At 72.5% G+C, this 23,725-nt stretch carries 24 protein-coding genes; 4 read left to right on the forward strand and 20 right to left on the reverse strand.

Annotated elements, in window-relative coordinates:
• Positions 1-11: 11 nt before the first annotated feature.
• From dapF to ACX80K_RS15720, 6 genes are all read right to left on the reverse strand, one after another.
• Positions 12-968, reverse strand: coding sequence for a diaminopimelate epimerase (gene dapF, locus ACX80K_RS15695; protein ID WP_459272828.1), 957 nt, complete (start codon positions 966-968; stop codon positions 12-14).
• The gene (gene miaA / locus ACX80K_RS15700; RefSeq protein ID WP_459272829.1) at positions 965-1,885 is read right to left on the reverse strand and encodes a tRNA (adenosine(37)-N6)-dimethylallyltransferase MiaA; all 921 of its coding nucleotides are present in this window, start codon (positions 1,883-1,885) and stop codon (positions 965-967) included. Before miaA ends, dapF begins: the two co-directional genes overlap by 4 nt.
• On the reverse strand, positions 1,882-3,468 hold the full coding sequence (miaB, locus tag ACX80K_RS15705) for a tRNA (N6-isopentenyl adenosine(37)-C2)-methylthiotransferase MiaB (RefSeq protein ID WP_459272830.1): 1,587 nt from the start codon (positions 3,466-3,468) through the stop codon (positions 1,882-1,884). Before miaB ends, miaA begins: the two co-directional genes overlap by 4 nt.
• A 51-nt stretch (positions 3,469-3,519) precedes the next feature.
• Positions 3,520-4,479: a regulatory protein RecX gene (locus ACX80K_RS15710; protein WP_459272831.1), complete on the reverse strand. Its 960-nt coding sequence runs from the start codon at positions 4,477-4,479 to the stop codon at positions 3,520-3,522.
• 5 nt (positions 4,480-4,484) lie between these two features.
• The gene (gene recA, locus ACX80K_RS15715) at positions 4,485-5,531 is read right to left on the reverse strand and encodes a recombinase RecA (protein WP_459272832.1); all 1,047 of its coding nucleotides are present in this window, start codon (positions 5,529-5,531) and stop codon (positions 4,485-4,487) included.
• Between the two features lie 211 nt (positions 5,532-5,742).
• Positions 5,743-5,961 (reverse strand): DUF3046 domain-containing protein, encoded by a 219-nt coding sequence (locus ACX80K_RS15720; protein ID WP_104180303.1) that lies wholly within the window; start codon positions 5,959-5,961, stop codon positions 5,743-5,745.
• A gap of 114 nt (positions 5,962-6,075) precedes the next feature.
• Between ACX80K_RS15720 and ACX80K_RS15725 the strand changes: the two genes are divergently transcribed.
• Entirely contained in the window at positions 6,076-6,585 is a 510-nt protein-coding gene (locus ACX80K_RS15725; protein ID WP_104179919.1) for a MarR family winged helix-turn-helix transcriptional regulator, read from the forward strand.
• A gap of 54 nt (positions 6,586-6,639) precedes the next feature.
• Here the strand turns inward: ACX80K_RS15725 and ACX80K_RS15730 are convergent, their stop codons facing one another.
• The 6 genes from ACX80K_RS15730 to dapA form a co-directional block, all read right to left on the reverse strand.
• Positions 6,640-7,080, reverse strand: a complete 441-nt coding sequence (locus tag ACX80K_RS15730; protein WP_104179920.1) for a helix-turn-helix domain-containing protein — start codon at positions 7,078-7,080, stop codon at positions 6,640-6,642.
• A gap of 121 nt (positions 7,081-7,201) precedes the next feature.
• Positions 7,202-7,699 (reverse strand): CinA family protein, encoded by a 498-nt coding sequence (locus tag ACX80K_RS15735; RefSeq protein ID WP_459272833.1) that lies wholly within the window; start codon positions 7,697-7,699, stop codon positions 7,202-7,204.
• Positions 7,696-8,283 (reverse strand): CDP-diacylglycerol--glycerol-3-phosphate 3-phosphatidyltransferase, encoded by a 588-nt coding sequence (pgsA, locus tag ACX80K_RS15740; RefSeq protein ID WP_459272834.1) that lies wholly within the window; start codon positions 8,281-8,283, stop codon positions 7,696-7,698. The genes ACX80K_RS15735 and pgsA overlap by 4 nt, the downstream gene beginning before the upstream one ends.
• Positions 8,284-8,292: 9 nt before the next feature.
• A complete protein-coding gene (locus tag ACX80K_RS15745; protein ID WP_459272835.1) occupies positions 8,293-11,166 on the reverse strand; it encodes an FtsK/SpoIIIE family DNA translocase in 2,874 nt (957 codons plus the stop codon).
• A gap of 104 nt (positions 11,167-11,270) precedes the next feature.
• Positions 11,271-12,971: a ribonuclease J gene (locus tag ACX80K_RS15750; protein WP_459272836.1), complete on the reverse strand. Its 1,701-nt coding sequence runs from the start codon at positions 12,969-12,971 to the stop codon at positions 11,271-11,273.
• Positions 12,968-13,906, reverse strand: coding sequence for a 4-hydroxy-tetrahydrodipicolinate synthase (gene dapA / locus ACX80K_RS15755; protein WP_459272837.1), 939 nt, complete (start codon positions 13,904-13,906; stop codon positions 12,968-12,970). Before dapA ends, ACX80K_RS15750 begins: the two co-directional genes overlap by 4 nt.
• 81 nt (positions 13,907-13,987) lie before the next feature.
• Here dapA and ACX80K_RS15760 point away from each other — a divergent pair, with 81 nt between their 5' ends.
• Positions 13,988-15,178: a heparan-alpha-glucosaminide N-acetyltransferase domain-containing protein gene (locus tag ACX80K_RS15760; protein ID WP_459272838.1), complete on the forward strand. Its 1,191-nt coding sequence runs from the start codon at positions 13,988-13,990 to the stop codon at positions 15,176-15,178.
• On the opposite strand, the gene ACX80K_RS15765 is transcribed toward ACX80K_RS15760, so the two are convergent.
• The 7 genes from ACX80K_RS15765 to ACX80K_RS15795 form a co-directional block, all read right to left on the reverse strand.
• Positions 15,175-15,654 (reverse strand): hypothetical protein, encoded by a 480-nt coding sequence (locus ACX80K_RS15765; RefSeq protein ID WP_459272839.1) that lies wholly within the window; start codon positions 15,652-15,654, stop codon positions 15,175-15,177. The two genes, ACX80K_RS15760 and ACX80K_RS15765, sit on opposite strands and share 4 nt — an antisense overlap.
• Positions 15,651-16,421 carry a 4-hydroxy-tetrahydrodipicolinate reductase gene (gene dapB / locus ACX80K_RS15770; protein WP_459272840.1) on the reverse strand — a complete coding sequence of 257 codons (771 nt, stop codon included), beginning with the start codon at positions 16,419-16,421 and terminating at the stop codon, positions 15,651-15,653. Before dapB ends, ACX80K_RS15765 begins: the two co-directional genes overlap by 4 nt.
• 10 nt (positions 16,422-16,431) lie before the next feature.
• Positions 16,432-16,869, reverse strand: a complete 438-nt coding sequence (locus tag ACX80K_RS15775) for a molybdenum cofactor biosynthesis protein MoaE (protein ID WP_459272841.1) — start codon at positions 16,867-16,869, stop codon at positions 16,432-16,434.
• Positions 16,856-17,341 carry a MogA/MoaB family molybdenum cofactor biosynthesis protein gene (locus ACX80K_RS15780; RefSeq protein WP_459272842.1) on the reverse strand — a complete coding sequence of 162 codons (486 nt, stop codon included), beginning with the start codon at positions 17,339-17,341 and terminating at the stop codon, positions 16,856-16,858. The genes ACX80K_RS15775 and ACX80K_RS15780 overlap by 14 nt, the downstream gene beginning before the upstream one ends.
• Positions 17,338-17,838, reverse strand: coding sequence for a cyclic pyranopterin monophosphate synthase MoaC (gene moaC / locus ACX80K_RS15785; RefSeq protein ID WP_459272843.1), 501 nt, complete (start codon positions 17,836-17,838; stop codon positions 17,338-17,340). Before moaC ends, ACX80K_RS15780 begins: the two co-directional genes overlap by 4 nt.
• 26 nt (positions 17,839-17,864) lie before the next feature.
• Positions 17,865-19,184, reverse strand: coding sequence for a molybdopterin molybdotransferase MoeA (locus tag ACX80K_RS15790; protein ID WP_459272844.1), 1,320 nt, complete (start codon positions 19,182-19,184; stop codon positions 17,865-17,867).
• A 62-nt stretch (positions 19,185-19,246) separates the two neighbouring features.
• Complete coding sequence (locus ACX80K_RS15795) at positions 19,247-20,797, reverse strand: molybdopterin-dependent oxidoreductase (RefSeq protein ID WP_459272845.1); 1,551 nt, start codon at positions 20,795-20,797, stop codon at positions 19,247-19,249.
• Positions 20,798-20,928: 131 nt separating this feature from the next.
• On the opposite strand from ACX80K_RS15795, the gene moaA reads away from it, so the two are divergent.
• Complete coding sequence (gene moaA / locus ACX80K_RS15800) at positions 20,929-21,990, forward strand: GTP 3',8-cyclase MoaA (protein WP_459272846.1); 1,062 nt, start codon at positions 20,929-20,931, stop codon at positions 21,988-21,990.
• A 1-nt stretch (position 21,991) separates the two neighbouring features.
• Positions 21,992-22,240 (forward strand): MoaD/ThiS family protein, encoded by a 249-nt coding sequence (locus ACX80K_RS15805; RefSeq protein WP_459272852.1) that lies wholly within the window; start codon positions 21,992-21,994, stop codon positions 22,238-22,240.
• Between the two features lie 19 nt (positions 22,241-22,259).
• Here the strand turns inward: ACX80K_RS15805 and ACX80K_RS15810 are convergent, their stop codons facing one another.
• Positions 22,260-23,630, reverse strand: a complete 1,371-nt coding sequence (locus ACX80K_RS15810; protein ID WP_459272847.1) for a M16 family metallopeptidase — start codon at positions 23,628-23,630, stop codon at positions 22,260-22,262.
• Between the last annotated feature and the right edge of the window lie 95 nt (positions 23,631-23,725).

Here is a 23,725-nt window from a genome sequence, read left to right on the forward strand (position 1 = left end):
CTGTGCCGCGCTCAGCCGGCGGTCAGCAGCACGCCGTCGGCCACGAGGACGGCCGGCCCGCTGAGCTGTACGTGCTCTCGGTTGTCGGGACCGGCGAAGAAGGTCACCCCGACGACGCCGCCGGGTACCGTCACGAGCCACTGGGCGGGTGCACCCTCCCCGGCCCAGAATCTCGTGCCGGCGGCCGCGGCGCAGGCTCCCGTGCCGCAGGACTGCGTCTCCCCGACACCGCGCTCGTGCACGCGCATGGTCAGGCGCCCGACGCCGTCGTTCCCCACGAGCGGATCGGCGGGCACGACGAGTTCGACGTTGGTCCCCTCCGGCGGTACCGGCTGGACGACGGGCGCCCGGTGCAGCTCGGTGCGGTCGAGCTCGGCCTGTTCGGCGAGGGCGACGACGGTGTGCGGGTTGCCCATGCTGATGGACAGCGCGGGCCGGTCGACGTCGAGCCCGCCGATGTCGACGAGCGAGTCCATGCCCCGCGCGACGGCGGCGTCGGGGTGGATGAACTCCCAGGGGCCCATGTCGACGGCGTAGCCGTCCCCGGAGCGGGTCACCCGCTTGACGCCCGCCCGGGTCCCGATGGCCAGCTCCCCGCCCTCGGGCAGCTCCGCGGCGTCCCGGGCGAGGAGGAAGTGGGCGAAGACCCGCACGCCGTTGCCGCACATCTCGGAGACGGAGCCGTCGCTGTTGCGGTAGTCCATGAACCATTCGGCGCGCGGCTCCGTCTGCAGCAGGGCGCGCCCCTCGGGGAGGGAGGCCGAGCGCACGGCCCGGATGTACCCGTCGGCGCCGATCCCGCGGTGGCGGTCGCAGGCCGCCGCGACGAACGCCGCGTCGATGGGTCCTTCGCCGTCGGGATCGAGCGTCAGGATGAAGTCGTTGCCCGTCCCGTGGCCCTTCGTGAAGGGGAGCCCTGCGGGCTGCGGGGCGGTGGGGGTCGCCGTCTCGGCGGGGAAGTCGGTCACCGTTCTAGGATAGGTCCCGCCGAGCGGCGGGCGAGCCCGACGGCAGCCTCCGCGAGGTCGGGCGCCTGCCAGTCGAGCCAGGCGACGCGCGGGTCCCCGCGGAACCAGGTCAGCTGGCGGCGGGCGAAGCGCCGGGTCGCCGCGACGGTGTCCTCGACGGCGTCGGTCTCGGACATCGATCCGTCGAGCACCCGCAGGAACTGTCCGTAGCCCAGGGCGCGGGACGCCGTCCGTCCGTCGCGCAGGCCGCGTGCGGCGAGGCGGCGGACCTCCTCGGCGAGTCCGGCCCCGACCATGGCCCGGACCCGTGCGGCCAGCCGTTCGCGCAGGACGTCGCGGTCGACCGCGAGGCCGATCTGGACCGCAGGCCGGTGGTACTCGCGGCGCGGCATGTAGGCGCTGAAGGGGCGCCCGCTGATCTCGTGGACCTCGAGCGCCCGGACGAGGCGGCGGTCGTCGTCGATGCGTTCCGCCGAGGCGGGATCGACGGCGCGGAGCCGCTCCCGGAAGGCCGTGCTGCCGTCGGCGGAGAGCTCCGCCTCGAGCCGCGTCCGCACGCCGGGATCGGTGGGCGGGAACTCCAGGCGATCGAGGGCCGCCCTGACGTAGAGGCCGGACCCGCCGACCAGGATGGGGACACTGCCGCGCCCGCGGATGCCGTCGATGATGCGCCGGGCGTCCTCCTGGTAGGCGGCGACGCTGGCCTCCTCGGTGACGTCGAGGACGTCGAGGAGGTGGTGCTCGATGCCCTGTCGCTCCTCCGGGGGCAGCTTGGCCGTGCCGATGTCCATCCCGCGGTAGAACTGCAGGGCGTCGGCGTTGACGACCTCGCCGTGCAGACGCAGCGCCAGCTCCACGCCGAGGTCGGACTTGCCCGCTCCCGTCGGACCGACCACTGCGACGACCGGCAGGGTCACGGGGCGCTCGCGCGGACGGGCAGCGACGGCATGCCGAGGGCCACCGGGCGGAGCGGCCCGTCCGTCGGCGCGGGGACGCCGCACGAGTCGGCCTGGCTCCGGTCCCACGCGTCCCCGGCACGCGAGCGGCGGACGGAGTAGTCGGCCGGCGCGGGGTCGGACAGCAGGTGGAACGAGGCGGCCCCGGTGACCGGGAGCGTCACGAGATCCCCGGGTCGTGGCGGCTCGGCGCCGGCGGGGACGGAGAAGTGGACCAGGCGCTGGTCCCGCGCCCGTCCGGTGAGGCGGTGCGTCTCGGAGCCCTTGCGGCCCGGCTGGTCGGTGACGAGGACCTCGACGGTCCTGCCCACCTGGCGGGCGTTCTCCTCCCCGGCGATGCGGTCCTGGAGGGCCGTGAGCCGTTCGAAGCGCTCCTGGACCACCGCCTTGGGCAGCTGGTCCGGCAGGTCCGCCGCGGGAGTGCCGGGGCGCCGCGAGTACTGGAAGGTGAAGGCCGTGGCGAAGCGTGACTCCTCGACGACGTCGAGGGTGGCCTGGAAGTCCTCCTCCGTCTCGCCGGGGAAGCCGACGATGATGTCCGTCGAGATGGCCGCGTCGGGCATCACCGCGCGGACGCGCTCGAGGATGCCCAGGAACCGGGCGGAGCGGTAGGAGCGCCGCATGGCCTTCAGGACCCGATCGGAGCCGGACTGGAGCGGCATGTGCAGCTGCGGCATCACGTTGGGCGTCTCGGCCATGGCATCGATGACGTCGTCGGTGAAGGCGGCCGGGTGGGGGCTCGTGAAGCGGACCCGCTCGAGTCCCTCGATGGCGCCGCACGCGCGGAGCAGCTTCGCGAAGGCGCCGCGGTCGCCGAACTCGACGCCGTAGGAGTTGACGTTCTGCCCGAGGAGCGTGACCTCGACGGCGCCGTCCGCCACGAGGGCCCCGATCTCGGCGAGGATCTCCCCCGGTCTGCGGTCCCGTTCCTTGCCCCGCAGGGACGGCACGATGCAGAAGGTGCATGTGTTGTTGCAGCCGACGGAGATGGACACCCAGCCGGCGTAGACCGACTCGCGCCTGGTGGGCAGCGTGGACGGGAAGACGTCGAGGGACTCGAGGATCTCGAGTTGCGCCTCCTGGTTGTGGCGGGCCCTCTGCAGCAGGGCGGGCAACGCACCGATGTTGTGGGTCCCGAAGACGGCGTCCACCCAGGGCGCCCTGCGGAGGATCGTCTCCCGGTCCTTCTGGGCGAGGCAGCCGCCGACCGCGATCTGCAGGTCGGGCCGTGCCTCCTTGACGGCCTTGAGGATGCCGAGGTTGCCGTAGAGCTTGTTGTCGGCGTTCTCACGGACCGCACAGGTGTTGAAGACGACGACGTCGGCCTGGCCCTCCTGCAGGCGGGTGAGCCCGGCGTCCTCGAGCAGTCCGGAGATGCGCTCGGAGTCGTGCACGTTCATCTGGCAGCCGAAGGTGCGCACCTCGTAGGTGCGGCGGTCCGGGGCGGTGCGGGGATTGGGGGCGGTGCCCGTCGTCTCGCTGGTGGTCTCACTGGTGGTCTCACTGGTGGTTCCGCCGAGGGGAACCGGGACTGTCATGCTCACGCCATCAAGCGTACGGCGGGCGGCGCGGACCCCCACAATCCCGTCGGCGCGTCAGTCCTCGGTGCCCTCGCCCGCGATGACGTCCTTGACGATCGAGAAGGCCGTGCCGGGGTTGTAGCCCTTCCGGGCGAGCACGCCGACGAGCCGGCGCACCTCCTTCTCCCGGACGGCCCGGTCCGAGAGGTCGGCGCTCCGGCGCAGCCTGCGGCGCACGACCTCGCGCGCCTGCTCCTGCTCGTCCTCGTCGGAGAGCTGCAGCAGCGCATCCTCCGCCTGGTCCGCGTCGATGCCCTTGTCCGCGAGTTCGCGCCGCAGGGACGAGCGGGACAGCGACTTCGCGGCGGTCCGGGTCCGCACCCACATCCGCGCGAACTCGGCGTCGTCGATCAGCTGGACCTCCTCGAACCGGTCGAGGAGCGAGGAGGCAATGGCGGGCGGGACGGCCCGTCCGGCGAGCTTCTGGTCGAGCTGATGACGGCTTCGGGGACCGAGGGCCAGCTGGCGCAGCAGGACGGAGCGCGCCTCCGACGCCCACTCCTCGTCGCTCTTCCCGGCTCCGCCGTCCGACGCGTCCGGATCTTCCGCGGCTCCGGTACCTCCCGGGCGCACTGCCGCAGGGTCACTCCCGCGCCCGGCCCCGCGGCGCTTGGCTCCCCTGCCCCCGGTACGTCGGGGGGCGTCGTCCGCGGCCGGCGAGTCCCCCGCCTCGCGCACGATGGCGTCCTCCACCGGTTCGTCCGCGGACGAACCGACGACCGGTCCGAACGGGTCGTCGAACGCCGCACGGCGCGCTCCGCCCCTCCGGCCGCCGGTGCGGGCCTGCCGCTTCCCCGCGGAACCCCCGGCACGGAAGGACGAGGTCGCCGACGGCGTGGACCCCCGCCGGCCGAAGGACGACCGGCGGGGTGTCGCGGGATCGGCGGCATCCGCTGCACCCCCCGAGCTGTCGGAACCGAACAGGCCCGTCACGTTCCCCCAGCCGACGGGTTCGGTTCCGCTCTCGGACGGCACCGGACCTACTCGCCGCTGACGGCCTTGAGCTTGGGCGTCTCGGCCGCTTCCTCGGCCTGCACCCCGATGCCCAGTTTGACCCTGATCTTTTGCTCGAGCTCGTCCGCCAGACCGGGATTGTCCTTGAGGAACTTCCGGGCGTTCTCCTTGCCCTGCCCCAGCTGGTCCCCCTCGTAGGTGAACCAGGCCCCGGACTTCTTGACCAGCCCGTTCTCGACGCCCACGTCGATCAGGCCTCCCTCGCGGGAGATGCCGTAGCCGTACAGGATGTCGAACTCGGCCTGCTTGAAGGGCGGGGCCATCTTGTTCTTGACGATCTTGGCGCGGGTCCGGTTACCGACCGGGTTCACGCCTTCCTTCAGGGTCTCGATGCGACGGACGTCGATGCGGATCGACGCGTAGAACTTCAGCGCCTTGCCACCCGTGGTGGTCTCCGGGCTTCCGAAGAACACGCCGATCTTCTCGCGCAGCTGGTTGATGAAGATGGCCGTGGTCTTGGTCTGGCTCAGGCGGCCGGTGATCTTCCGGAGCGCCTGGCTCATCAGTCGGGCCTGCAGGCCGACGTGGCTGTCACCCATCTCACCCTCGATCTCCGCACGCGGCACGAGGGCCGCGACGGAGTCGATGACGATGATGTCGATCGATCCCGAGCCGATCAGCATGTCCATGATCTCGAGCGCCTGCTCGCCGGTGTCCGGCTGCGAGACGAGGAGGGCGTCGGTGTCCACGCCGAGCCGCTTCGCGTACTCCGGGTCGAGGGCGTGCTCGGCGTCGATGAAGGCGGCGATGCCGCCGTTGCGCTGGGCGCTGGCGACGGCGTGGAGGGCGACGGTCGTCTTGCCGGAGGACTCCGGTCCGTAGATCTCGACGACCCTGCCGCGCGGCAGCCCGCCGATGCCGAGTGCGGCATCCAGGGCGATCGAGCTGGTGGAGATCGTCTCGATCGGGGCCCTGACCTCGTCCCCGAGACGCATGACGGAACCCTTGCCGTACTGCTTGTCGATCTGGGCGAGAGCAGCTTCGAGGGCTTTCTCGCGGTCTGGAGCGGCCATTCTTCACCTCGGTTGTTCATGGCCAACTGGCCGGTTTACGTGTTCGGTACGACTGTATGGGCCTGCGCCGACAGTTTGAGATGGCGCCGCCGGTATGTGCACAAGAGCGCCCCTCCGCCACGACCATCATACCGCGGTCCGAACAGATATTCGATTATCCGTGACCGTCCCGCGTGTTCGGGCACGTCCCGCGGACGGCTCCGCACCCGTGTCACCGGGGCCTGATGTCCCGGCCGAGCCAGCGCTCCCGCGGTACGTCCTGGGCCCGGCACACCGCCTCCCAGACGGCCTTCGGATCGACACCGGCGCCCAGGGCCTCGGCCGCGGTCCTGTCGCCCAGGCGGTCCACGACGAGGTCCCGGGCGAGGGTCCTCGAATACCCCGCGCCGAACTCGTCGTCCATCAGTCGCCAGAAGTCGCTCAACCGCATGTGCCGTCCCTTGCTCTCGTCGTTCCCGCACGGCGGTCCTGGGGCGCCGCCGGACGCGTCCGTCCATTCTCCGCTGCATGGTGCCCCGCCGACGCGTCACCCTACAATTGCCCCATGAACGCGAAGCCGAGCACCAAGGACCCCGGCCCGGGCACTGCAGCCTACCCCGGGGACGATGCCGACACCGATGCAGCCATCGAGGCACTCGAGCAGCAGCTCAGCATGCTGTGGCGGCGTGCGCGGTCCAACTCGTACAAGGTGGCCCGCCGCGTGCACCCCGACATGGAGCCGGCGGCGTACGGGCTCCTGGTGATCCTGCAGCGCGAGGGCTCGATGCGCCTGACGGACATCGCCGCCAGCGTGGGCGTCGGCAAGCCGTCGGTCAGCCGCCAGATCGCGATGCTCGAGCAGCTCGGACTGGTGCAGAAGGAGGCCGATCCGCTCGACGGCCGTGCCCAGGCGATCTCGCTCACCGAGGCCGGGACGCATCAGCTGGTCGCCGCGCAGAGCGCCCGCAAGCAGGCGTTCCACCAGCTGATGGAGGACTGGGACGTCGCGGACCTGACGCGCCTCGGTACCCTGATCGCCCAGCTGAACAACACCTACACCAAGGACAACTGGTAGCGGACAGCAGGAAGGCCCGTCCCTTCGGGGACGGGCCTTCCTTGTCGTGGGGGTCTAGCGGTTCGTCGCCGCGAGGCCCCGACGGAAGTCGTCGTTCAGTTCGTCGGTGAGGTCGTCCCCGAACTCCCGCGAGAACTCCTGCGGGATGGTGTCCGGGATGGAGACGCCTTCTGCTACTGCCAGGCGGTCGCTGACTTCCCGCAGCATCGAGGAGAGCGGCACCTCGAGTGCACTGCAGATTGATGAGAGGAGTTCGGAGGATGCTTCCTTCTGGCCACGCTCGACCTCGCTGAGGTATCCGAGGGAGACCCTCGCACTGTGCGACACCTCTCGCAGGGTACGGCCCTGGCGCTGGCGCACGTCCCGGAGGACATCGCCGATCTCATGGCGAAGAACCACCATTTTGCGCTCCTTGGGCTTGCGCTGTGCATCCTCTGCCAACCCCACATCACGCCAACGGACCACGCCGTTTACGGATACGGGCTGCTTTACCATCTGTATCGCCTTGCTCCCTCATGAGTGGGCATCGCCCCGGGGGGCGCATGCTCCGTGATGACCTGCCCGTCCTGCTTGAGCCTGAGCCGCCAACCCTATCAACGGCCGGCATTGTTTATAACTACCCCTGGGCACCGTTTGTTCCCCTGGACAGCACCCCGAGGAGCTCGCGGAGCGCCGCGTCGCGGGACGCGATCCGGATGGCGTCGCGGCCCCCGGCGAAGCGGTGGGCAGCGGTCTCCGTGCCGGCGACGCTCGAGATCGCCGTGAACACGGTGCCGACGGGCTTCCCCTCGTGGGCCGCCGGGCCGGCGACGCCGGTGGTCGCGACGCCGATATCGGCTGAGAGCGCGGCCCGGGCCCCCTCCGCCATGGCCGCCGCCACGCGGGGATCGACGGCGCCGGCCTCCGCGAGGAGCCGAGCATCGACGCCCAGAAGGTTCCGCTTGACGGACACCTGATATGCCACTATGCCGCCCTGCAGGACGGATGAGGCACCGGGCACCCCGGCGAGGGTCGCCGCGACCATCCCCGCCGTCAGGGACTCCGCCGTCGCGACGGTGAGTCCCAGCCGGGCGGCCACGGCGACGACGTCGGACGCGAGCGCCTCACCGGTCACTTCCGGGCGCCCGCCCGGAGGCGGATCGCCTGGACGACGTAGTCCACGCCCGTGACGACGGTGATGGCGACGGCGGCTGCCATGACGGCGGCGCCGAGCCACCAGGCCCAGTCCCCGAGCAGGGCCTGCAGCGGGATGAGGAACAGGAGGATGGCGACGGTCTGGACGACGGTCTTGAGCTTGCCGCCGCGCGAGGCGGGCATGACGCCGTACCGGATGACGGCGAACCGCAGCAGCGTGATCCCGATCTCCCGGACCAGGATGACGATGGTCACCCACCACCACAGCTCCCCCAGCACGGACAGCAGCACGAGGGCCGAACCGATGAGCAGCTTGTCGGCGATCGGATCGGCGATCTTGCCGAAGTCGGTGATGAGCCCCCGGCTGCGCGCGAGGTCTCCGTCGAGCTTGTCCGTGTAGATCGCCACCGCGAAGGTGAGGACCGCGAGCCAGCGGAACAGCCCGTCCCGCCCGTCGTCGAGCAGGAGGAACCAGATGAAGAACGGGACCAGGAGGATCCGCACGACGGTCAGGACGTTCGCGATGTTGAGGACCGGCACCGCCGGGCTCGGGGAGCTGTTCACCCTCTCAGGCTACCTGCCGGTGAGGTTCCAGGCGTCGTTGTCGCCGTCGTCGCCGTCCCCGGACGCGTCCTCGCCGTCGTAGTAGTCGACGGCCTGCGGCCGGGACGCGAGGTCCTCCGCCACGAGGTCGACCGGCCCCTGGGCAGGACGGGCCTGGACCGGCGGCTCGTCGCCGCGCATGGCCGCGAGGACCGGCTCGAGGTCGTCGGGCTTGACCAGCACGTCGCGGGCCTTCGAGCCCTCCGACGGGCCGACGACGCCGCGGGACTCGAGGAGGTCCATGAGCCGCCCCGCCTTCGCGAACCCGACGCGGAGCTTGCGCTGCAGCATGGAGGTCGACCCGAACTGCGTCGTGACGACGAGCTCGGTCGCCTGCAGCAGGACCTCGAGGTCGTCCCCGATGTCGTCGTCGATCTGCTTCTTCGGCGCCTCGACCGCGACGTCCTCGCGGTAGCTCGCCTGGAGCTGGCCCTTCACGTGCTCGACGACGCGGTGGATCTCGGACTCGGTGACCCAGGCGCCCTGGACGCGCATCGGCTTGGAGGCGCCCATCGGCAGGAAGAGGGCGTCGCCCTGGCCGATCAGCTTCTCGGCGCCGGGCTGGTCGAGGACCACGCGGGAGTCGGTGACGGAGGAGGTCGCGAACGCCATGCGCGACGGGACGTTCGCCTTGATCAGGCCGGTCACGACATCGACGGAGGGCCGCTGCGTCGCGAGGACGAGGTGGATACCGGCCGCGCGTGCGAGCTGGGTGATCCTCACGATGGAGTCCTCGACGTCACGCGGTGCGACCATCATCAGGTCGGCGAGCTCGTCGACGATGACCAGGAGGTAGGGGTAGGGCCGGACGACGCGCTTGGACCCCTCGGGCGGGACGACCTTCCCGTTCCGGACGGCCTTATTGAAGTCGTCGATGTGCTTGTACCCGTAGTTCGCGAGGTCGTCGTAGCGCGTGTCCATCTCCCGGACTACCCACTGGAGCGCCTCGGCGGCCTTCTTGGGACTCGTGATGATCGGCGTGATGAGGTGCGGCACGCCCTCGTAGGCCGTGAGCTCCACGCGCTTCGGGTCCACCATGACCATGCGCACCTCGTCGGGCGTCGAGCGCATGAGGATGGACGTGATCATCGAGTTCACGAAGGAGGACTTGCCGGCGCCCGTGGCTCCGGCCACGAGGAGGTGCGGCATCTTGGCCAGGTTCGCGACGACGAACCCGCCCTCGACGTCCTTGCCGACACCCATGACCATCGGGTGGTCGGTCTTGCGGGCGTTCCCGGACCGCAGCACGTCGCCGAGGGACACGGTCTCGCGGTCGGTGTTCGGGATCTCGATCCCGATGGCCGACTTGCCCGGGATGGGCGAGAGGATCCGCACGTCCGAGCTGGCAACGGCGTAGGAGATGTTCTTCGACAGGGCGGTGACCCGCTCCACCTTGGTGCCCGGCGCCAGTTCGATCTCGTAGCGCGTCACCGTGGGCCCGCGCGAGAACCCCGTGACCTTCGCGTCCACGTTGAACTGGTCCATGGTGTGCGTGAGCGCGGCGACGACGGCGTCGTTCGCCTCCGACCGCTCCTTCGGTGGGGTGCCCGCGGGCAGGTAGTCCGACGGCGGCAGCGTGTAGGCGACGTCGCCGGCGAGCTGCAGCTGCTCGGTGCGCTGGGGGATGGGGGTCGGCGGGACCTGCGGCTGCACCGGGGTGGACGGGACGATCAGGGCCTTCGCGGCGGGCACGACGTCGATGGCCTCGGTGGCACCCTCGGGTGCGCGCTCCGGCGCCTCGCCGGGAGCCACGCGGACCTGCGACCGCTTGAGCTCCCCGGCGGCGAGCTCCTGCTTCGTGGGCCGGCGCACACCGGCCGGTACGGCGGCCTCGGCCTCGCGGGCCCGGCGCTCCTCGTCCTCGATGACGGCGCGCTCGAACGCCTCGTCCCCGACGTAGCCGTCGGCATCGGGGTCCTGCCCATCGCGCTCGGCGTCGGAGGGGGCGTCCGCCTTGTCCTTGCCGAACAGGCGCTTGCGCTTCTTCGGCTCCGGCTTCGCGGTGGAGCCGTGCGTCTCGTAGAGGTAGCTCTGGTCGTGGCCGTCGTCGCGGCGGTGCCCGGCGCCGTCGGGGTCCTGGCCCATCAGGTGCTCGTAGAGCGAGCGGAGGCGGGCAGGGATGTGGCGGAAGGGCGTCGCGGTGACGATCAGCAGCCCGATGAGGACGGCGACCGCGAGCAGGACGCCCACCGGCCAGGCCGTGAGGACGCTGCTGAGGGGTCCGGCGACGAGGAAGCCCACGACACCGCCCGCGCGCCAGAGCGCGTCCAGCCCGTCCGCGAGGCCGGGACGGCCGCCGACCAGGTGGGCGATCCCCGAGCCGGCGAAGAGGAGGACGAGCAGCCCGATGCTGATCCGGTTGTTGGCACGGTGGCGTTCCGGGTACCGGAAGAGCCGGACGGCGCCGATACCGAGGAGGAACGGCACGAGCAGGGCCATCCAGCCGAAGGTGCCGCCCGCGGCGGCGTGCACGATGTCGGCGACGACGCCCGTCAGGGCCCACCACTCGACGGCGGCGACGGCGAGGGCGAGCAGGAGGAGGAAGAAGCCGGAGCCGTCGCGCCGCGCGTCCCGCTCGGGAGCGGCCGCGTGGCCGAAGGCGCGGACACCGGACCCGACGACGCGGGCCATGCCCATCCAGACCGCCTGGACGGCCCGCAGCGGGAACGCGAGGTGGTCCTCGGACTGCGGTTCGGGGGTCACCGGGACCTGCCGGGTCTTGGCCGGGGTGTGGGCGGCCCCCTTCGCGGGCGCCTTGCCGCGGGACGGTCCTGCAACGGCGGACGCCCCCCTGGTGCGGGTCTGTTGTTGCCCCCGCGGGGCAGGGGAGGTTCGAGTGGCCATGCCCTTCACGGTACCGGACGGCCGCCCCGGACCGGCGGATTTCGCCCTCCCGCCCCCGGGGCAGGCGGACCGGAGGGCCTGCCCGTCGGCAGGGCGGCGGCGTGTCAGGCCTCGAGGACCACCGGGATGATCATGGGCCGCCTGCGGTAGCGGCGGTTGACCCAGGTGCCGACGGTACGCCGGACCACCTGCTGCAGCTGGTACGTCGTGTGGTCGGTGGTGTTCGTCACGGCCTCCTCGAGGGCCGCGCTGATCCTCGGCTTGATCTCGTCGAAGACCGAGTCGTCCTCGGCGAATCCCCGCGCATGCACGTCCGGCCCGGAGACGATCTTCCCGGTGGTCCGGTTGACGACCGTGATGATCGAGATGAAGCCCTCCTCGCCGAGGATGCGGCGGTCCTTGAGGTCGGCGTCGGTGATCTCGCCGACGCTGGACCCGTCCACGTACACGTAGCCGCACTCGACGGAGCCCACGACGCGTGCCGTGCCGTCCACGAGGTCGATCACGGAGCCGTCCTCGGTCAGCAGGACGTTCGACGCGGGCACGCCCGTCTGCTGCGCCAGCCTGCCGTTCGCGATGAGGTGGCGGGTCTCGCCGTGGACGGGCATCACGTTCCTCGGGCGGAGGATGTTGTAGCAGTAGAGCAGTTCCCCGGCGGCGGCGTGGCCCGAGACGTGCACCTTGGCGTTGCCCTTGTGGATCACGTCGGCGCCGAGTTTCAGGAGCCCGTTGATGACGCGGAACACCGCGTTCTCGTTGCCGGGGATGAGGGAGGACGCCAGGATCACGGTGTCGCCCCGCCCGACCGTGATGCGGTGGTCGCCGTTGGCCATGCGGGACAGCGCCGCCATGGGTTCGCCCTGGGACCCCGTGGACATGAGGACCACGCGGTCGTCCGGCAGGTCGTCCACGTTCTTGATGTCCACGAGGATGCCCTCGGGCACCTTGAGGTAGCCGAGCCTCGCCGCGATGGCCATGTTCCGCACCATCGACCGTCCCGCGAAGCACACGAAGCGGCCGTGGGCGTGGGCGGCGTCGAGCACCTGCTGCACCCGGTGCACGTGCGAGGAGAAGGATGCGACGATGATGCGCTTGCTCACCTGCCCGAACAGGTTCTCGAGGACGGGCCCGATCTCGCGTTCGGCCGTCGTGAAGCCGGGCACGTCGGCGTTCGTCGAGTCGACCATGAACAGGTCCACGCCCTCCTCACCGAGGCGGGCGAAGGCGCGCAGGTCGGTGATCCGGCCGTCGAGCGGCAGCTGGTCCATCTTGAAGTCGCCCGTGTGCAGGACGGTCCCGGCCTCGGTGCGGAGGAACACGGCGAGGGCGTCGGGGATGGAGTGGTTGACCGCGACGAACTCGCATTCGAAGGGGCCGAGCTGCTCGATCTGCCCCTCGGACACCGTGAGCGTGTAGGGGCGGATGCGGTGTTCCTGCAGCTTCGCCTCGACGAGCGCGAGCGTCAGCTGCGAGCCGATGACGGGGATGTCGGCCTTGAGCCGCAGGAGGTACGGGACCGCGCCGATGTGGTCCTCGTGGCCGTGCGTGAGGACCAGGCCGACGACGTCGTCGAGCCGGTCCTCGATGTAGGAGAAGTCGGGCAGGATGAGGTCGACGCCGGGCTGGTTCTCCTCGGGGAAGAGCACGCCGCAGTCGACGATCAGGAGCTTGCCGCCGATCTCGAAGACCGCCATGTTGCGGCCGATCTCCCCGAGCCCGCCGAGCGGCACCACCCGGAGGGTGCCGGGTTCGAGCGCCGGGGGCAGGGCGCGCAGGGCCGGTCCGGTGCCTGCGGCGTCGCTCATGCGCGCGTGTCCCGTGGACCGCCCTGCGGGGAGAGGTCCCAGCCCGCCTCGGCGAGGTCGGCGAGGACGGGCTCCAGCTCGTGCCGGTCGGGGGCCACGAGGGGCAGGCGCACGACGGCGTTCTGCAGCACGCCCTGGAGGTGCAGGATGTGCTTCGCGGACACGGCTCCCGGGATGTGCGTCATGACGGCGCGGATGACGGGGTCGAGGGCGAAGTGGACACGGCGCGCCTCCGCGAGGTCGCCCGCGGCCGCCGCGTCGACGAGTGCGCGGAAGGCGGCCGTCGCGACGTGGGCGGTGACGCTGACGACGCCGACGGCTCCCGCGGCCATCCAGGGCAGGGTGAGGCCGTCGTCGCCCGAGTAGACGTCGAGGTCGGTGGCCGCCAGGACCCGCGTGACGGCGGCGAAGTCCGCCTTCGCGTCCTTCAGGGCGCCGATCTTCGGGTTCTCGGCGAGCCGGAGCATCGTCTCGGTGGTGATGGGGATGCCTGACCGGCCGGGGATGTCGTAGATCATGATCGGGAGGTCGCCGGCCGCGGCGACGGCCTCGAAGTGCGCCACGACGCCGGACTGGGTGGGCTTGTTGTAGTACGGCGTCACGACGAGCTGCGCGTGGGCGCCCGCGCGCTCGGCACGGCGTGCCATCTCGACGGAGTGCGAGGTGTGGTTGGTCCCCGTCCCCGCGATCACGCGGGCCCGGTCCCCCACCGTCTCGACGACCACGCGGTAGAGGTCCTCCTTCTCGGAGTCCTCCAGCGTGGAGGTCTCCCCCGTGGTGCCGGAGACCACCAGGCCGTCGCAGCCGTCGTCGACGAGACGGGTGGCGAGGGCGGCGGTCGCGTCGAAGTCGACGGCGCCGTCGGCGGTGAACGGCGTGACCATCGCCGTGACGAGGGAACCGAACGGGAGCGTGCGCGAGGGGGTGTCAGCCATGGGTGAAACGTTACCCGCTCGGGCGGCGTCGGGGAGGACGGGCGCCAGGGGGCACGCAGGTGCCTGTGGGACCATGGCGGGATGCACACGAAGCCCGCTCCCCGGCGGTTGACCGGGATCGACGCCGCCCGCGGCGTGGCGCTCTTCGGCATGATGAGCACACACATCCTCCCGCTCTACGCGCCGGGCACCACCGACGCCACCTGGACGGCCCTGCTCTTCTCCGGCCGCGCCTCGGGGCTGTTCGCCGTCGTCGCCGGGATCGGCCTGGCCCTCCTGACGGGCGGGCGCTCACCCCACCGCGACCGCGTGCTGTCCGCGGACCGCGCGGGCATCGCGGTGCGTGCCGTGATCATCGCCCTGATCGGCCTCGTCCTCGGCGGCGTCGAGACGAACATCGCGATCATCCTGTTCCACTACGGCGTGCTCTTCCTCCTCGCCCTGCCCTTCACGGGGCTGCGCCCCCGGGCGCTCGCGGCCTGGGCCGCGGGCTGGGTGCTGCTGGCGCCCGTCGCGGCCTATCTGCTGCGCCCGCTCGTGGCCGGGAGCGTCGTCCCGTCCTCGCTCGGTGGCAACCCGCTCTTCGAGCACTTCCTCGTACCGGGGACGATGGCCGCCGACATCTTCCTCACCGGGTACTACCCCGCACTGCAGTGGCTCGGCTTCCTCCTGATCGGCATGGCGATCGGACGGCTGGACCTGTCCCGCCTCGGCGTGCAGGTGGGCCTGCTCGGCGTGGGGATCGTCGCCGCCGTGGGCGCGCGGTTCGTCAGCGCGCAGCTCCTCGGGCCCGGCGGCGGGCTGGCCGCGCTCCTGGCGACGCCGGACGGCAGCCGCTACCCGCTCGAGGCGATGCTCGACGTCGGTCTCGCGGGGGTCGACCAGTCGGGCTCCTGGTGGTGGCTCGCCGTCAGCGCCCCCCACTCCGGCACGACCCTGGACCTGGTGCACGTGGCCGGGTCGGCGGCGGCGGTCGTCGCGGCGTGCCTCCTGCTGACGCGCCGGTACCCGCAGGCGCTCCTGCCCCTGTCGGCGCCCGGCGCGATGACGCTGACGCTCTACAGCCTCCACATCTGCGTCATGAGCTGGGCCGACAAGCTCGTGCCGCTCCCGGATCCGCTGCAGCTCTTCTGGCTTCAGGTGGCCGCGGCGGTGGCCCTCGGCATCCTCTTCCAGCGCGTGCATGCGCGCGGACCGCTGGAGCTGCTCGCCTCCGGGGCCGCGAACGCGGCACGCGAGGGCCGTGCCGAGGCGCGGCGCCAGCAGCGCTAGGAGGCGGCGGCGTCCTGCCGGTACAGCTTCACGGCGTCGCGCATGGCCTTGCGGGCCCGCTTGCGGTCCCCTGCGGCGTCGTAGGCGCACGAGAGCCGGAACCAGCTCCGCCAGTTCGCGGGGTCGGCCTCGACCTCGGCCTGGTAGGCGGGGAAGGCGCTGTCCGCGGCGGAGCGCACGATCCGCCCGCTGGGCGTCCTCGGCAGGTCGTCCACGGGGAGCCCGCCCTCGCCCTCCAGCTGCCGTGCCATGCGCTGCGTCTGCGCGCCGAAGAGCAGTTCGCGGGCGAGTGCCCAGGCGCCGATGCAGGGCAGGAGCAGGTAGGCGGCGCCGATCGCCTTCGCCACGGGTTCGGGATCGCCGAGCAGGAGGAAGCTGCGCTGGAAGGCCACGGCGAGCCAGAAGACGAGCAGCGCCGTGATGAGCAGGACGCCGAGCCTGGCCCGGTGCTCCCGGTAGAACTCGCCGGCGCTCACCGGTTCCCGCCGGCCTGCAGGTCCAGGTACCCGTCGAGGCCGACCGTGAGGCCGGGGTGGTCGGCGACGGAGCGGATCCCGAGGAGCACGCCGGGCATGAAGGAGGCGCGGTCGAAGGAGTCGTGGCGGATGGTCAGCTGCTCCCCCGGGCTGCCGAGCAGCACCTCCTGGTGCGCCGTGAGCCCGCGGAGGCGGACGGAGTGCACCGGGATGCCGTCGATCCTGGCTCCCCGGGCGCCCTCGACCTGCTCGCGTGTGGCGTCGGGCGCGTCCGGGACGCCTGCGGCGGCGCGGGCCGCGGCCATGAGCTGCGCGGTCCGGACGGCGGTGCCCGAGGGGGCGTCCACCTTGTCGGGGTGGTGCAGCTCCACGATCTCGACCGATTCGAAGTAGCGTGCCGCGGTGGCGGCGAAGGCCGAGGCGAGCACCGAGCCGAGGGCGAAGTTGGGGGCGATGAGGACCCCGGTGGCGGGCGTGGCTGCGAGCAGGGTCCGGAGGCGTTCGAGCCGCTCCGCGGACCAGCCCGTCGTCCCGACCACGGCGTGCATGCCGTGCCCGACGGCGAAGGCCACGTTGTCGAAGGTCGCGTCCGGGACGGTCAGGTCGACGACGACGCGCGCCCCGGCGGACACCAGGGAGTCGAGCGGGTCGCTGCTGCCGAGGGCTGCGACGAGTTCGAGGTCGGGAGCGGCCCCGATGGCGCGGACGGCCTCGGCCCCCATGCGTCCCCGGGCGCCGAGGACGGCCACGGGCAGGTGTTCAGTCATACGGTCAACCCTACTGTTCGGCTCCGGCCCCGACCCACTCCACGGTCCCGTCCGTGAAGAACTGCTCCTTCCAGATGGGCACGCGCTCCTTCACGAGGTCGACGAGGTCCGAGCACGCCCGGAACGCCTCCCCGCGGTGCGCGGCGCCGACGGCGGCGACGAGCGCCTGGTCGCCGATCGCGAGGGGGCCGATCCGGTGGGCGACCCAGATCCGCACGCCGTCGTGCCGGGCGGCGATCTCCTCGGCGACCTCGCGGATGACGCGTTCGGCGCTCGGGTGGGCGGAGTAGCTCAGCGACGCCACGCCGCGTCCGCCGTCGTGGTCCCGCACCACGCCGCTGAAGCCGACGACGGCGCCGCAGGACGGGGAGTCGACACCGGCGGCGGCCTCCTCGGGGGTGATCGGCGCGGCGGCGACGGCGGCGTGGACGACTTCACCGGTGGTCATGGGAGCCCTCCAGCTGGGAGCAGATGTGGTCGATGAGCGGTGCGAGGACGGCGAGCCCGTCCCTGACCCCGCCGGGCGATCCGGGCAGGTTCAGGACGAAGGTGGAGCCCGCGGCGCCCGCGAGCCCGCGGCTGAGCACCGCGGTGGGCACCGCGTCCGCGCCGGCGCGGCGCAGCGCCTCCATGATGCCGGGCAGACTGCGCGTGAGGTAGGGGGCGGTCTGCTCGGGGGTGGCGTCGTCGGGGCTCAGCCCCGTCCCGCCGCTCGTGATGAGGACCGCCGGGCGGGCCTCGAGCGCTGCCCCGATGGCGGCGCCGACCGCCTCGCCGTCCGGCACCACGACGGCGTCCGCGACCGCGAAGTCGTGCCGGTACAGCCAGTCGGCGATGGCGGGCCCGCAGTCGTCCTGGTAGGTCCCGGCGGCGGCGCGGGTCGAGGCGATGATCACGGCGGCGGTGCGGAGGGTGGTCATCTGCTCCAGTCCCCGCTCTTGCCGCCGGACTTGGAGAGCACCCGGGTGCCGTTGATCACGGCGTGCTTGTCCACGGCCTTGATCATGTCGTACAGGGTCAGGGCCGCGACGGACGCCGCCGTGAGGGCCTCCATCTCCACGCCGGTGAGCGCGGTGGTCCGCACGAGCGCGCTGATCCTGACGTGTCCGCCGTCGGGCTCGAAGTCCACGGTGACCTTCGACAGCGGCAGCGGGTGGCAGAGGGGGATCAGCGAGGAGGTCTGCTTCGCGGCCATGATGCCCGCGATCCGGGCGACGGCGAGGGCGTCGCCCTTCGGCAGGTCCCCCTCGGTGATGAGCGCGACGACGTCGGGCCGGGTCTCGAGGATCGCCTCGGCGACGGCCTGGCGGACGGTGGCCTGCTTGCCCGAGACGTCGACCATGTGGGCGGTGCCGTCGGCGCGGACGTGGGACAGCGCCGGGGACGGCCCGTCGGTGGGCGGGGATGGTGTGCTCATGGATGGATCCTTTCTGCGGAGTCCATTCAACCAGTGCCGGAGGCGTCCGTGGGTGCCGGACCGGTTCCGGCGTCCTCGAGGACGAGCACGTCCTCCACCGCGAAGGGGTCGGTGGGCTCGGGGCCGGTGAGGGTGAGCTCCACGCGCTCGCCCGCGGCCAGCGCCGCGACGCCGACGGGGACGTGCACGAGGCAGTTCGAGGTGGCGAGGGCGTGCAGGAGGTGGGAGTCGGGCCCGCCGACGAGGGCCACCTTCCCGTCCCGGTACAGCCCGCGGCGTACCTGGTGCTTCGCGCCCGGGCTCTCGAGGTCCTCGACGAGGACGGCGTCCAGGACCGGGCGCGGAGCCGGGATGCCGGTCAGCCGGTGGAGGGCGGGGCGGAGGAACATCTCGAAGGACACGAGGGCGCTGACCGGGTTGCCGGGGAAGCCGAGGAACGGGATGCCCGAGATCGTCCCGTGGGCCTGCGGGCCGCCCGGCTGCAGCGCGACGGAGGAGAACGCCACGCTGCTGTCCGCCAGCGCCTGCTTCACGACCTCGTAGGCACCCTGGCTGATCCCGCCCGTGCTGAGGACGAGGTGCGTGCTCCCGGAGGGGATCGCGTCGAACGCGTCCCGCAGCACGGCCGGGTCGTCCCCGAGGAGCCGGTGGCGGGCCACCTCCGCCCCGGCCTCGCGCAGGGCCGCCTCGAGAAGCGTGGAGTTCGCGTCGTAGATGGTCCCGGGAGCCAGGGGGGCGCCCGGCTCGGCGACCTCGTCACCCGTGGAGAGCAGCAGCACCCGGAAGCGGGGACGGACCGGCACCGCGCCGACGCCGCAGGCCGCGAGGAGCCCCAGCTGGGCCGGTCCGAGCAGCGTGCCCGCGGGGAGCGCCACCTCGCCCGCCGCGATGTCGCTGCCGGCGCGCCGCACGAACAGGCCGGGATCGGTCCCCCCGGGGAGCCGGACCGTCACGGGACCGGCGGCCCTGTCCGCCGCGGAGTGGAACTGCGCCGGGTCGGCACGCTCGATCGGTACGACGGCCGCCGCGCCGTCGGGCAGCATGGCGCCCGTCATGATGGGCGCGGCCGTCCCGGGTTCCAGCGGTGGCGGCACCGAGCCCGCGGGGATCGCCTCGGCCACGAGGAGGGCCGACGTACCGTCGAGGTCGTCGGCGTGGACCGCGTAGCCGTCCATCTGCGAGTTGTCGAAGGGCGGCAGGCTCACGGGCGCGGCGATGTCCTCGGCCAGGGCGCGGCCGAGCGCGTCGGGAAGCGGGAGGAGTTCGGGTGCACCGCCGTCGTACCCGCTGCTCCAGCGCAGGAGGCCGGCGACGGCGGCCCGGTGTTCGGCGACGGTTCTTCTCATGGCTGCCTTCCGCGGTGCTGCCGCGGTGCCGTCGCGGGAGGGCCGGGACGGGCCGGGCAGGTCTAGGTCACGGTGAACGTTACCGTGTGCAGTCCTTCGGACCCGTCAGGCGCGGGCGCCACGGAGGCCTCCGACTGGACGCCTCCCGCGCGGTCCACAGCCCGCGACTGCACGGTGCGGGTACCCGCCTCGAGCCGCAGCGTGGCGCGGTACTGGCACCAGGTGTCGACGGAGACGGGGGTCGCGAGCGTCGCGCGCTGCCAGGGGCCGCCGTCGACCCGCACCTCCACGGCCTCCACGCCCGTGTGCTGCGCCCACGCGACACCGCCGACGACGACGTCCCCCGCCACGACGCGCGCACCGGCGCGGGGCACGTCGACGCGGGAGGACGTCTTGACGGGGCCGCGCTCGGACCAGCCGCGCGTGGACCAGTACGCGCGGTCGTCGGCGAAGCGGGTCACCTTCAGCTCGCTCACCCACTTCGTCGCGGACACGAAGCCGTAGAGGCCGGGCACCACGAGGCGGACCGGGAAGCCGTGCTCGACGGGCAGGGGTTCACCGTTCATGCCGACCGCGAGGAGTGAGTCGCGGCCGTCAGTGAGCGCCTCGAGGGGCGTGCCCGCCGTGAACCCGTCGACGCTCCGCGACAGGACCATGTCCGCTCCGGGCCGCACTCCGGCGCGGGCCAGGAGCTCCCGGACCGGCCAGCCGAGCCAGCGCGCCGTCCCGATGAGGTCCCCGCCCACGGGGTTGGACACGCAGGCGAGGGTGATGTGGCGCTCGACCAGGGGCAGGGCGAGCAGCTCGTCGAAGGTGATCTCGACCTCGCGGTCCACGAGCCCGGTGACCTTCAGGGACCACTGCGCGGGATCGACGACCGGCACGACGAGGGCGGTGTCGATCCGGTAGAAGTCGTCGGACGGCGTGACGAGGCCGGTGATGCCCTCGACGTCGAGCTCGGCCCCCGCGGGGACGACGGACCCTTCCGGCGCCGGCGGCCCGGTCCGCGCCGGCGCGGGCAGCCGGACGGCCGAGCGCCGGCGGGCCACCGAGGACTGGGAGGAGCGGACGCCGGTCGCCGCGGCACCCGTGGCGGCGACGACGACGGCCGCCCCCGACACCCCCTGCAGGAACCGGCGGCGTGCGGGAGCCGCCGTCGCGCCGTCGGCCGATGCCCGGGTCCAGGCCTGCAGGGCCCGTACGAGGGCGTCGAGCACGAGCACCGCCACCGCCACCGCGAGGACGGGCGCCACGAACGACACGAGCGACGACTGCGGCCGGGAGGCGACGGCGAGGGCACCGAGGGCGCCGAAGCCCGCGACGACCGCGCGACCCGCGAAGGGCCTCCGGTCCTCGAGGATGCCGGCCGCGAGGGCGAGGACCGCGATGAGGACGGCGATCCCGCCGAGGAGGACGGCCTTGTCCGCGGTCCCGAACCAGGCGATCGCCCAGTCCTTGACACCGGGTGGCACGACGTCGATCACGGCGGAGCCCACGGCGCTGACCGGTGTCACGGAGGGACTCAGGGCCGCGGCCGCCAGCTCGCCGCCGATCACCCCGATCCCCACGGCGAGGGCGCCGGAGAGCGCCGCCCAGGTGCGCCGTCGGATCATCGCTGCCTTCCCGTGCGGCCCCGGCGACGGCCCGTCGCCGAAAAGGACCATCCCCTACACGACTGCGGGCGCGGGCTCGTTCCCCGTCCACGCGATAGGGCGGCAGGTGCCGGAGGGCGTACCCTCGCAGTATGGGAGTTCACCTCGGAATGCCGCGCGATGCCGCCGCCCAGGGGCTCCTGGACAGCCACGGCAGGCGCGCGACGGACATGCGCCTGTCCCTCACGGACAAGTGCAACCTGCGCTGCACCTACTGCATGCCCGCGGAGGGCCTCAACTGGCTGCAGAAGGACCAGGTCCTGTCGCGTGCGGAGATCGTGCGCCTCGTCCGCATCGGCGTCGACCGGCTCGGGGTCCGCGAACTGCGCCTGACCGGCGGCGAACCGCTCGTGCGGGCCGACCTCCTGGACATCATCCGCGACATCCGCACCGGACACCCCGACCTGCCGATCTCCATGACGACCAACGCCCTCGGGCTGGACCGGCGCGCCGTGCAGCTGAAGGACGCCGGCCTGACGCGCATCAACGTCTCCATGGACTCGCTGCACCCCGAGACCTTCGCGCAGCTGACCCGCCGGCCGTTCCTCGACCGCGTGCTGAAGGGGATCGAGGCCGCTGCCGACGCCGGTCTCGGACTCGTGAAGATCAACGCCGTGCTCATGCGCGGCATCAACGACCACGAGGCACCGGACCTCGTCGAGTGGGCGGTGGCCCGCGGCTTCGAGCTGCGCTTCATCGAGCAGATGCCCCTCGACGCCGACCACGGCTGGACGAAGGAGGGCATGGTGACCGCCGCGGAGATGCGCGCGCTCGTCGAGACCCGCTTCGTCCTCACCCCCGACCCGCGCACGCGCGACGGCGCACCCGCCGAGCGGTGGGAGGTCCGCGCGAAGGCGGCCCCCGACGTCGTGCTCGGGACGGTGGGCATCATCGCGTCGGTGACGGAGCCCTTCTGCGCCGACTGCCGCCGGACGCGCGTCACCGCGGAGGGCAAGGTGATGAGCTGCCTCTTCTCGCGCGAGGAGACGGACCTGCGGGGACTCCTGCGCTCCGGCGCGGACGACGACGCCGTCGCTCAGCGCTGGCAGGAGGCCATGTGGCTGAAGCCCCGCGCGCACGGCATGGACCATACGGGCCTCGGCGCCGCGGACTTCGTGCAGCCCGACCGATCGATGAGCGCCATCGGTGGCTGACGTGCTGGTGAGGTACTTCGGGGCGGCCCGGGCCGCGACCGGCGTCGACGAGGAGCGCCTGCCGGGCGGACGCACCCTCGACGCGGTGCTGGCCGACCTGCGCGCGCGCCCCACGTCCACGGGCCCGTCCCTCGCGAAGGTCCTGGACCGCAGCAGCTTCCTGCTGAACGAGGTGGCGCTGCGCGATCCGTCGACCGTGCTGCGGGACGACGACGTCCTGGACGTCCTGCCGCCCTTCGCGGGCGGCTAGCGCACTCCCGCACCGAGGATCAGGGGGCGAAGTCGGCCTCGGAGTCGAACGGCCCCACGACGACGGTGGTCCGCGGCGCCGCGGCGAGCTCCCGCGCGAGGGACTGCACGTCCTCGGGGGTGACGGACCGGATGCGGTCGAGCGAGGTGTCCATGTCGACGAACTCCCCCGAGACCAGTTCGGACCGGCCGAGCCGGGACATGCGGGAACTGCTGTCCTCGAGGGCCATGACGAGTCCGCCCGAGAGCTGGCCGACGGCCTTGCGGAGCTCCTCCGCGTCGATGCCGTCGGCTGCGAGCCGGTCGAGTTCCGCGCCGAGCAGCTCGATCACCTGTCCGGTCTTGGCGGGCGAGCATCCCGCGTACATGCCGAAGTACCCCGCGTCGGCGTAGGCGGCGGAGAAGGAATAGGTCGAGTAGACGAGGCCGCGCTTCTCGCGGATCTCCTGGAAGAGCCGGGAGGACATGCCTCCGCCGAGGACGGCGTTCAGCACGCTCATGGCGAACCGCCGCTCGTCGGTCGCGGTGAGGGACGGGCAGCCGATGAGGATGTTCGACTGTTCGACCGCCCTGCGGATCACGTGCGTGCCCCCGGCACCGGTGACGGGAGCCTCGGCCGTCGCGCGGCGCGCCACGGGCAGGGCGCCCTCGTCGAGCGCCCAGCCCGCGGTCCCGAGGGCCTCCTGGACGAGCCGGCAGACGGTGTCGTGGTCGAGGCCGCCCGCCGCGGTGACCACGAGCTCGGACGGGGTGTAGTAGCGCCGGTAGTGCGCGAGGACGGAAGCGCGCGGGACGGCGCGGATCGCCTCGGGGGTGCCGCCGATCGGCCGGCCGAGGGGGTGATCCCCCAGCACGAGCTCGACGAACCGCTCGTGCGCGACGTCCGCCGGGTCGTCGCTGTCCATCGCGATCTCCTCGAGGATGACGTCGCGTTCCTGCTCGAGCTCCTCCGGGTCGAGCACGGCGGACGTCACCATGTCGGCGATGACGTCGATGGCCATGGGCAGGTCGGTGTCGAGGACCCGCGCGTAGTAGCAGGTGTTCTCCTTGGCGGTGGCGGCGTTCGACTCGCCGCCGACCTCGTCAAACGCCGACGCGATGTCCATGGCGCTGCGGCGCGCGGTGCCCTTGAACAGCAGGTGCTCGAGGAAGTGGGTGCTGCCGTGCTGGCCGTCGGCCTCGTCGCGGGAGCCGACGCCCACCCAGAAGCCGATCGTCGCGGACCGCTGCCCGGGCATGGCCTCGGTGAGCACGCGCACGCCGCCGGGCAGCACGCTGCGCCGCACGACATTGCCGCCCGGATCCCCGGCCACGAAGGTGGGGTCGGGGCCGTCCGTCCCCGTGCGGGGCGTCGGCAGCAGGGGCAGGGACACTACGGAGGGCAGGGGCATGCTGGTCTTTCTGGTCGTTCGGGAAAGGCCGACGGCCCCGGGGGGGGGGGGGGGGGGGGGGGGGGGGGGGGGGGGGGGGGGGGGGGGAGGGGGCG

The sequence above is a fragment of the Arthrobacter sorbitolis genome (genome assembly GCF_054510995.1).

Bases quoted from the DNA above. Each gene is read 5' to 3' on its own strand.
- ACX80K_RS15750 (WP_459272836.1), bottom strand. From the start codon at position 12,971: ATGAGCGACGCCGCAGGCACCGGACCGGCCCTGCGCGCCCTGCCCCCG.
- moaA (WP_459272846.1), top strand. From the start codon at position 20,929: ATGGGAGTTCACCTCGGAATGCCGCGCGATGCCGCCGCCCAGGGGCTC.
- ACX80K_RS15795 (WP_459272845.1), bottom strand. From the start codon at position 20,797: ATGATCCGACGGCGCACCTGGGCGGCGCTCTCCGGCGCCCTCGCCGTG.
- ACX80K_RS15775 (WP_459272841.1), bottom strand. From the start codon at position 16,869: ATGACCACCGGTGAAGTCGTCCACGCCGCCGTCGCCGCCGCGCCGATC.
- dapB (WP_459272840.1), bottom strand. From the start codon at position 16,421: ATGACTGAACACCTGCCCGTGGCCGTCCTCGGCGCCCGGGGACGCATG.
- dapA (WP_459272837.1), bottom strand. From the start codon at position 13,906: ATGGCTGACACCCCCTCGCGCACGCTCCCGTTCGGTTCCCTCGTCACG.
- ACX80K_RS15745 (WP_459272835.1), bottom strand. From the start codon at position 11,166: ATGGCCACTCGAACCTCCCCTGCCCCGCGGGGGCAACAACAGACCCGC.
- ACX80K_RS15730 (WP_104179920.1), bottom strand. From the start codon at position 7,080: ATGGTAAAGCAGCCCGTATCCGTAAACGGCGTGGTCCGTTGGCGTGAT.
- ACX80K_RS15720 (WP_104180303.1), bottom strand. From the start codon at position 5,961: ATGCGGTTGAGCGACTTCTGGCGACTGATGGACGACGAGTTCGGCGCG.
- ACX80K_RS15760 (WP_459272838.1), top strand. From the start codon at position 13,988: ATGCACACGAAGCCCGCTCCCCGGCGGTTGACCGGGATCGACGCCGCC.
- ACX80K_RS15790 (WP_459272844.1), bottom strand. From the start codon at position 19,184: ATGAGAAGAACCGTCGCCGAACACCGGGCCGCCGTCGCCGGCCTCCTG.
- ACX80K_RS15725 (WP_104179919.1), top strand. From the start codon at position 6,076: ATGAACGCGAAGCCGAGCACCAAGGACCCCGGCCCGGGCACTGCAGCC.
- recA (WP_459272832.1), bottom strand. From the start codon at position 5,531: ATGGCCGCTCCAGACCGCGAGAAAGCCCTCGAAGCTGCTCTCGCCCAG.
- ACX80K_RS15810 (WP_459272847.1), bottom strand. From the start codon at position 23,630: ATGCCCCTGCCCTCCGTAGTGTCCCTGCCCCTGCTGCCGACGCCCCGC.
- ACX80K_RS15780 (WP_459272842.1), bottom strand. From the start codon at position 17,341: ATGACCACCCTCCGCACCGCCGCCGTGATCATCGCCTCGACCCGCGCC.
- moaC (WP_459272843.1), bottom strand. From the start codon at position 17,838: ATGAGCACACCATCCCCGCCCACCGACGGGCCGTCCCCGGCGCTGTCC.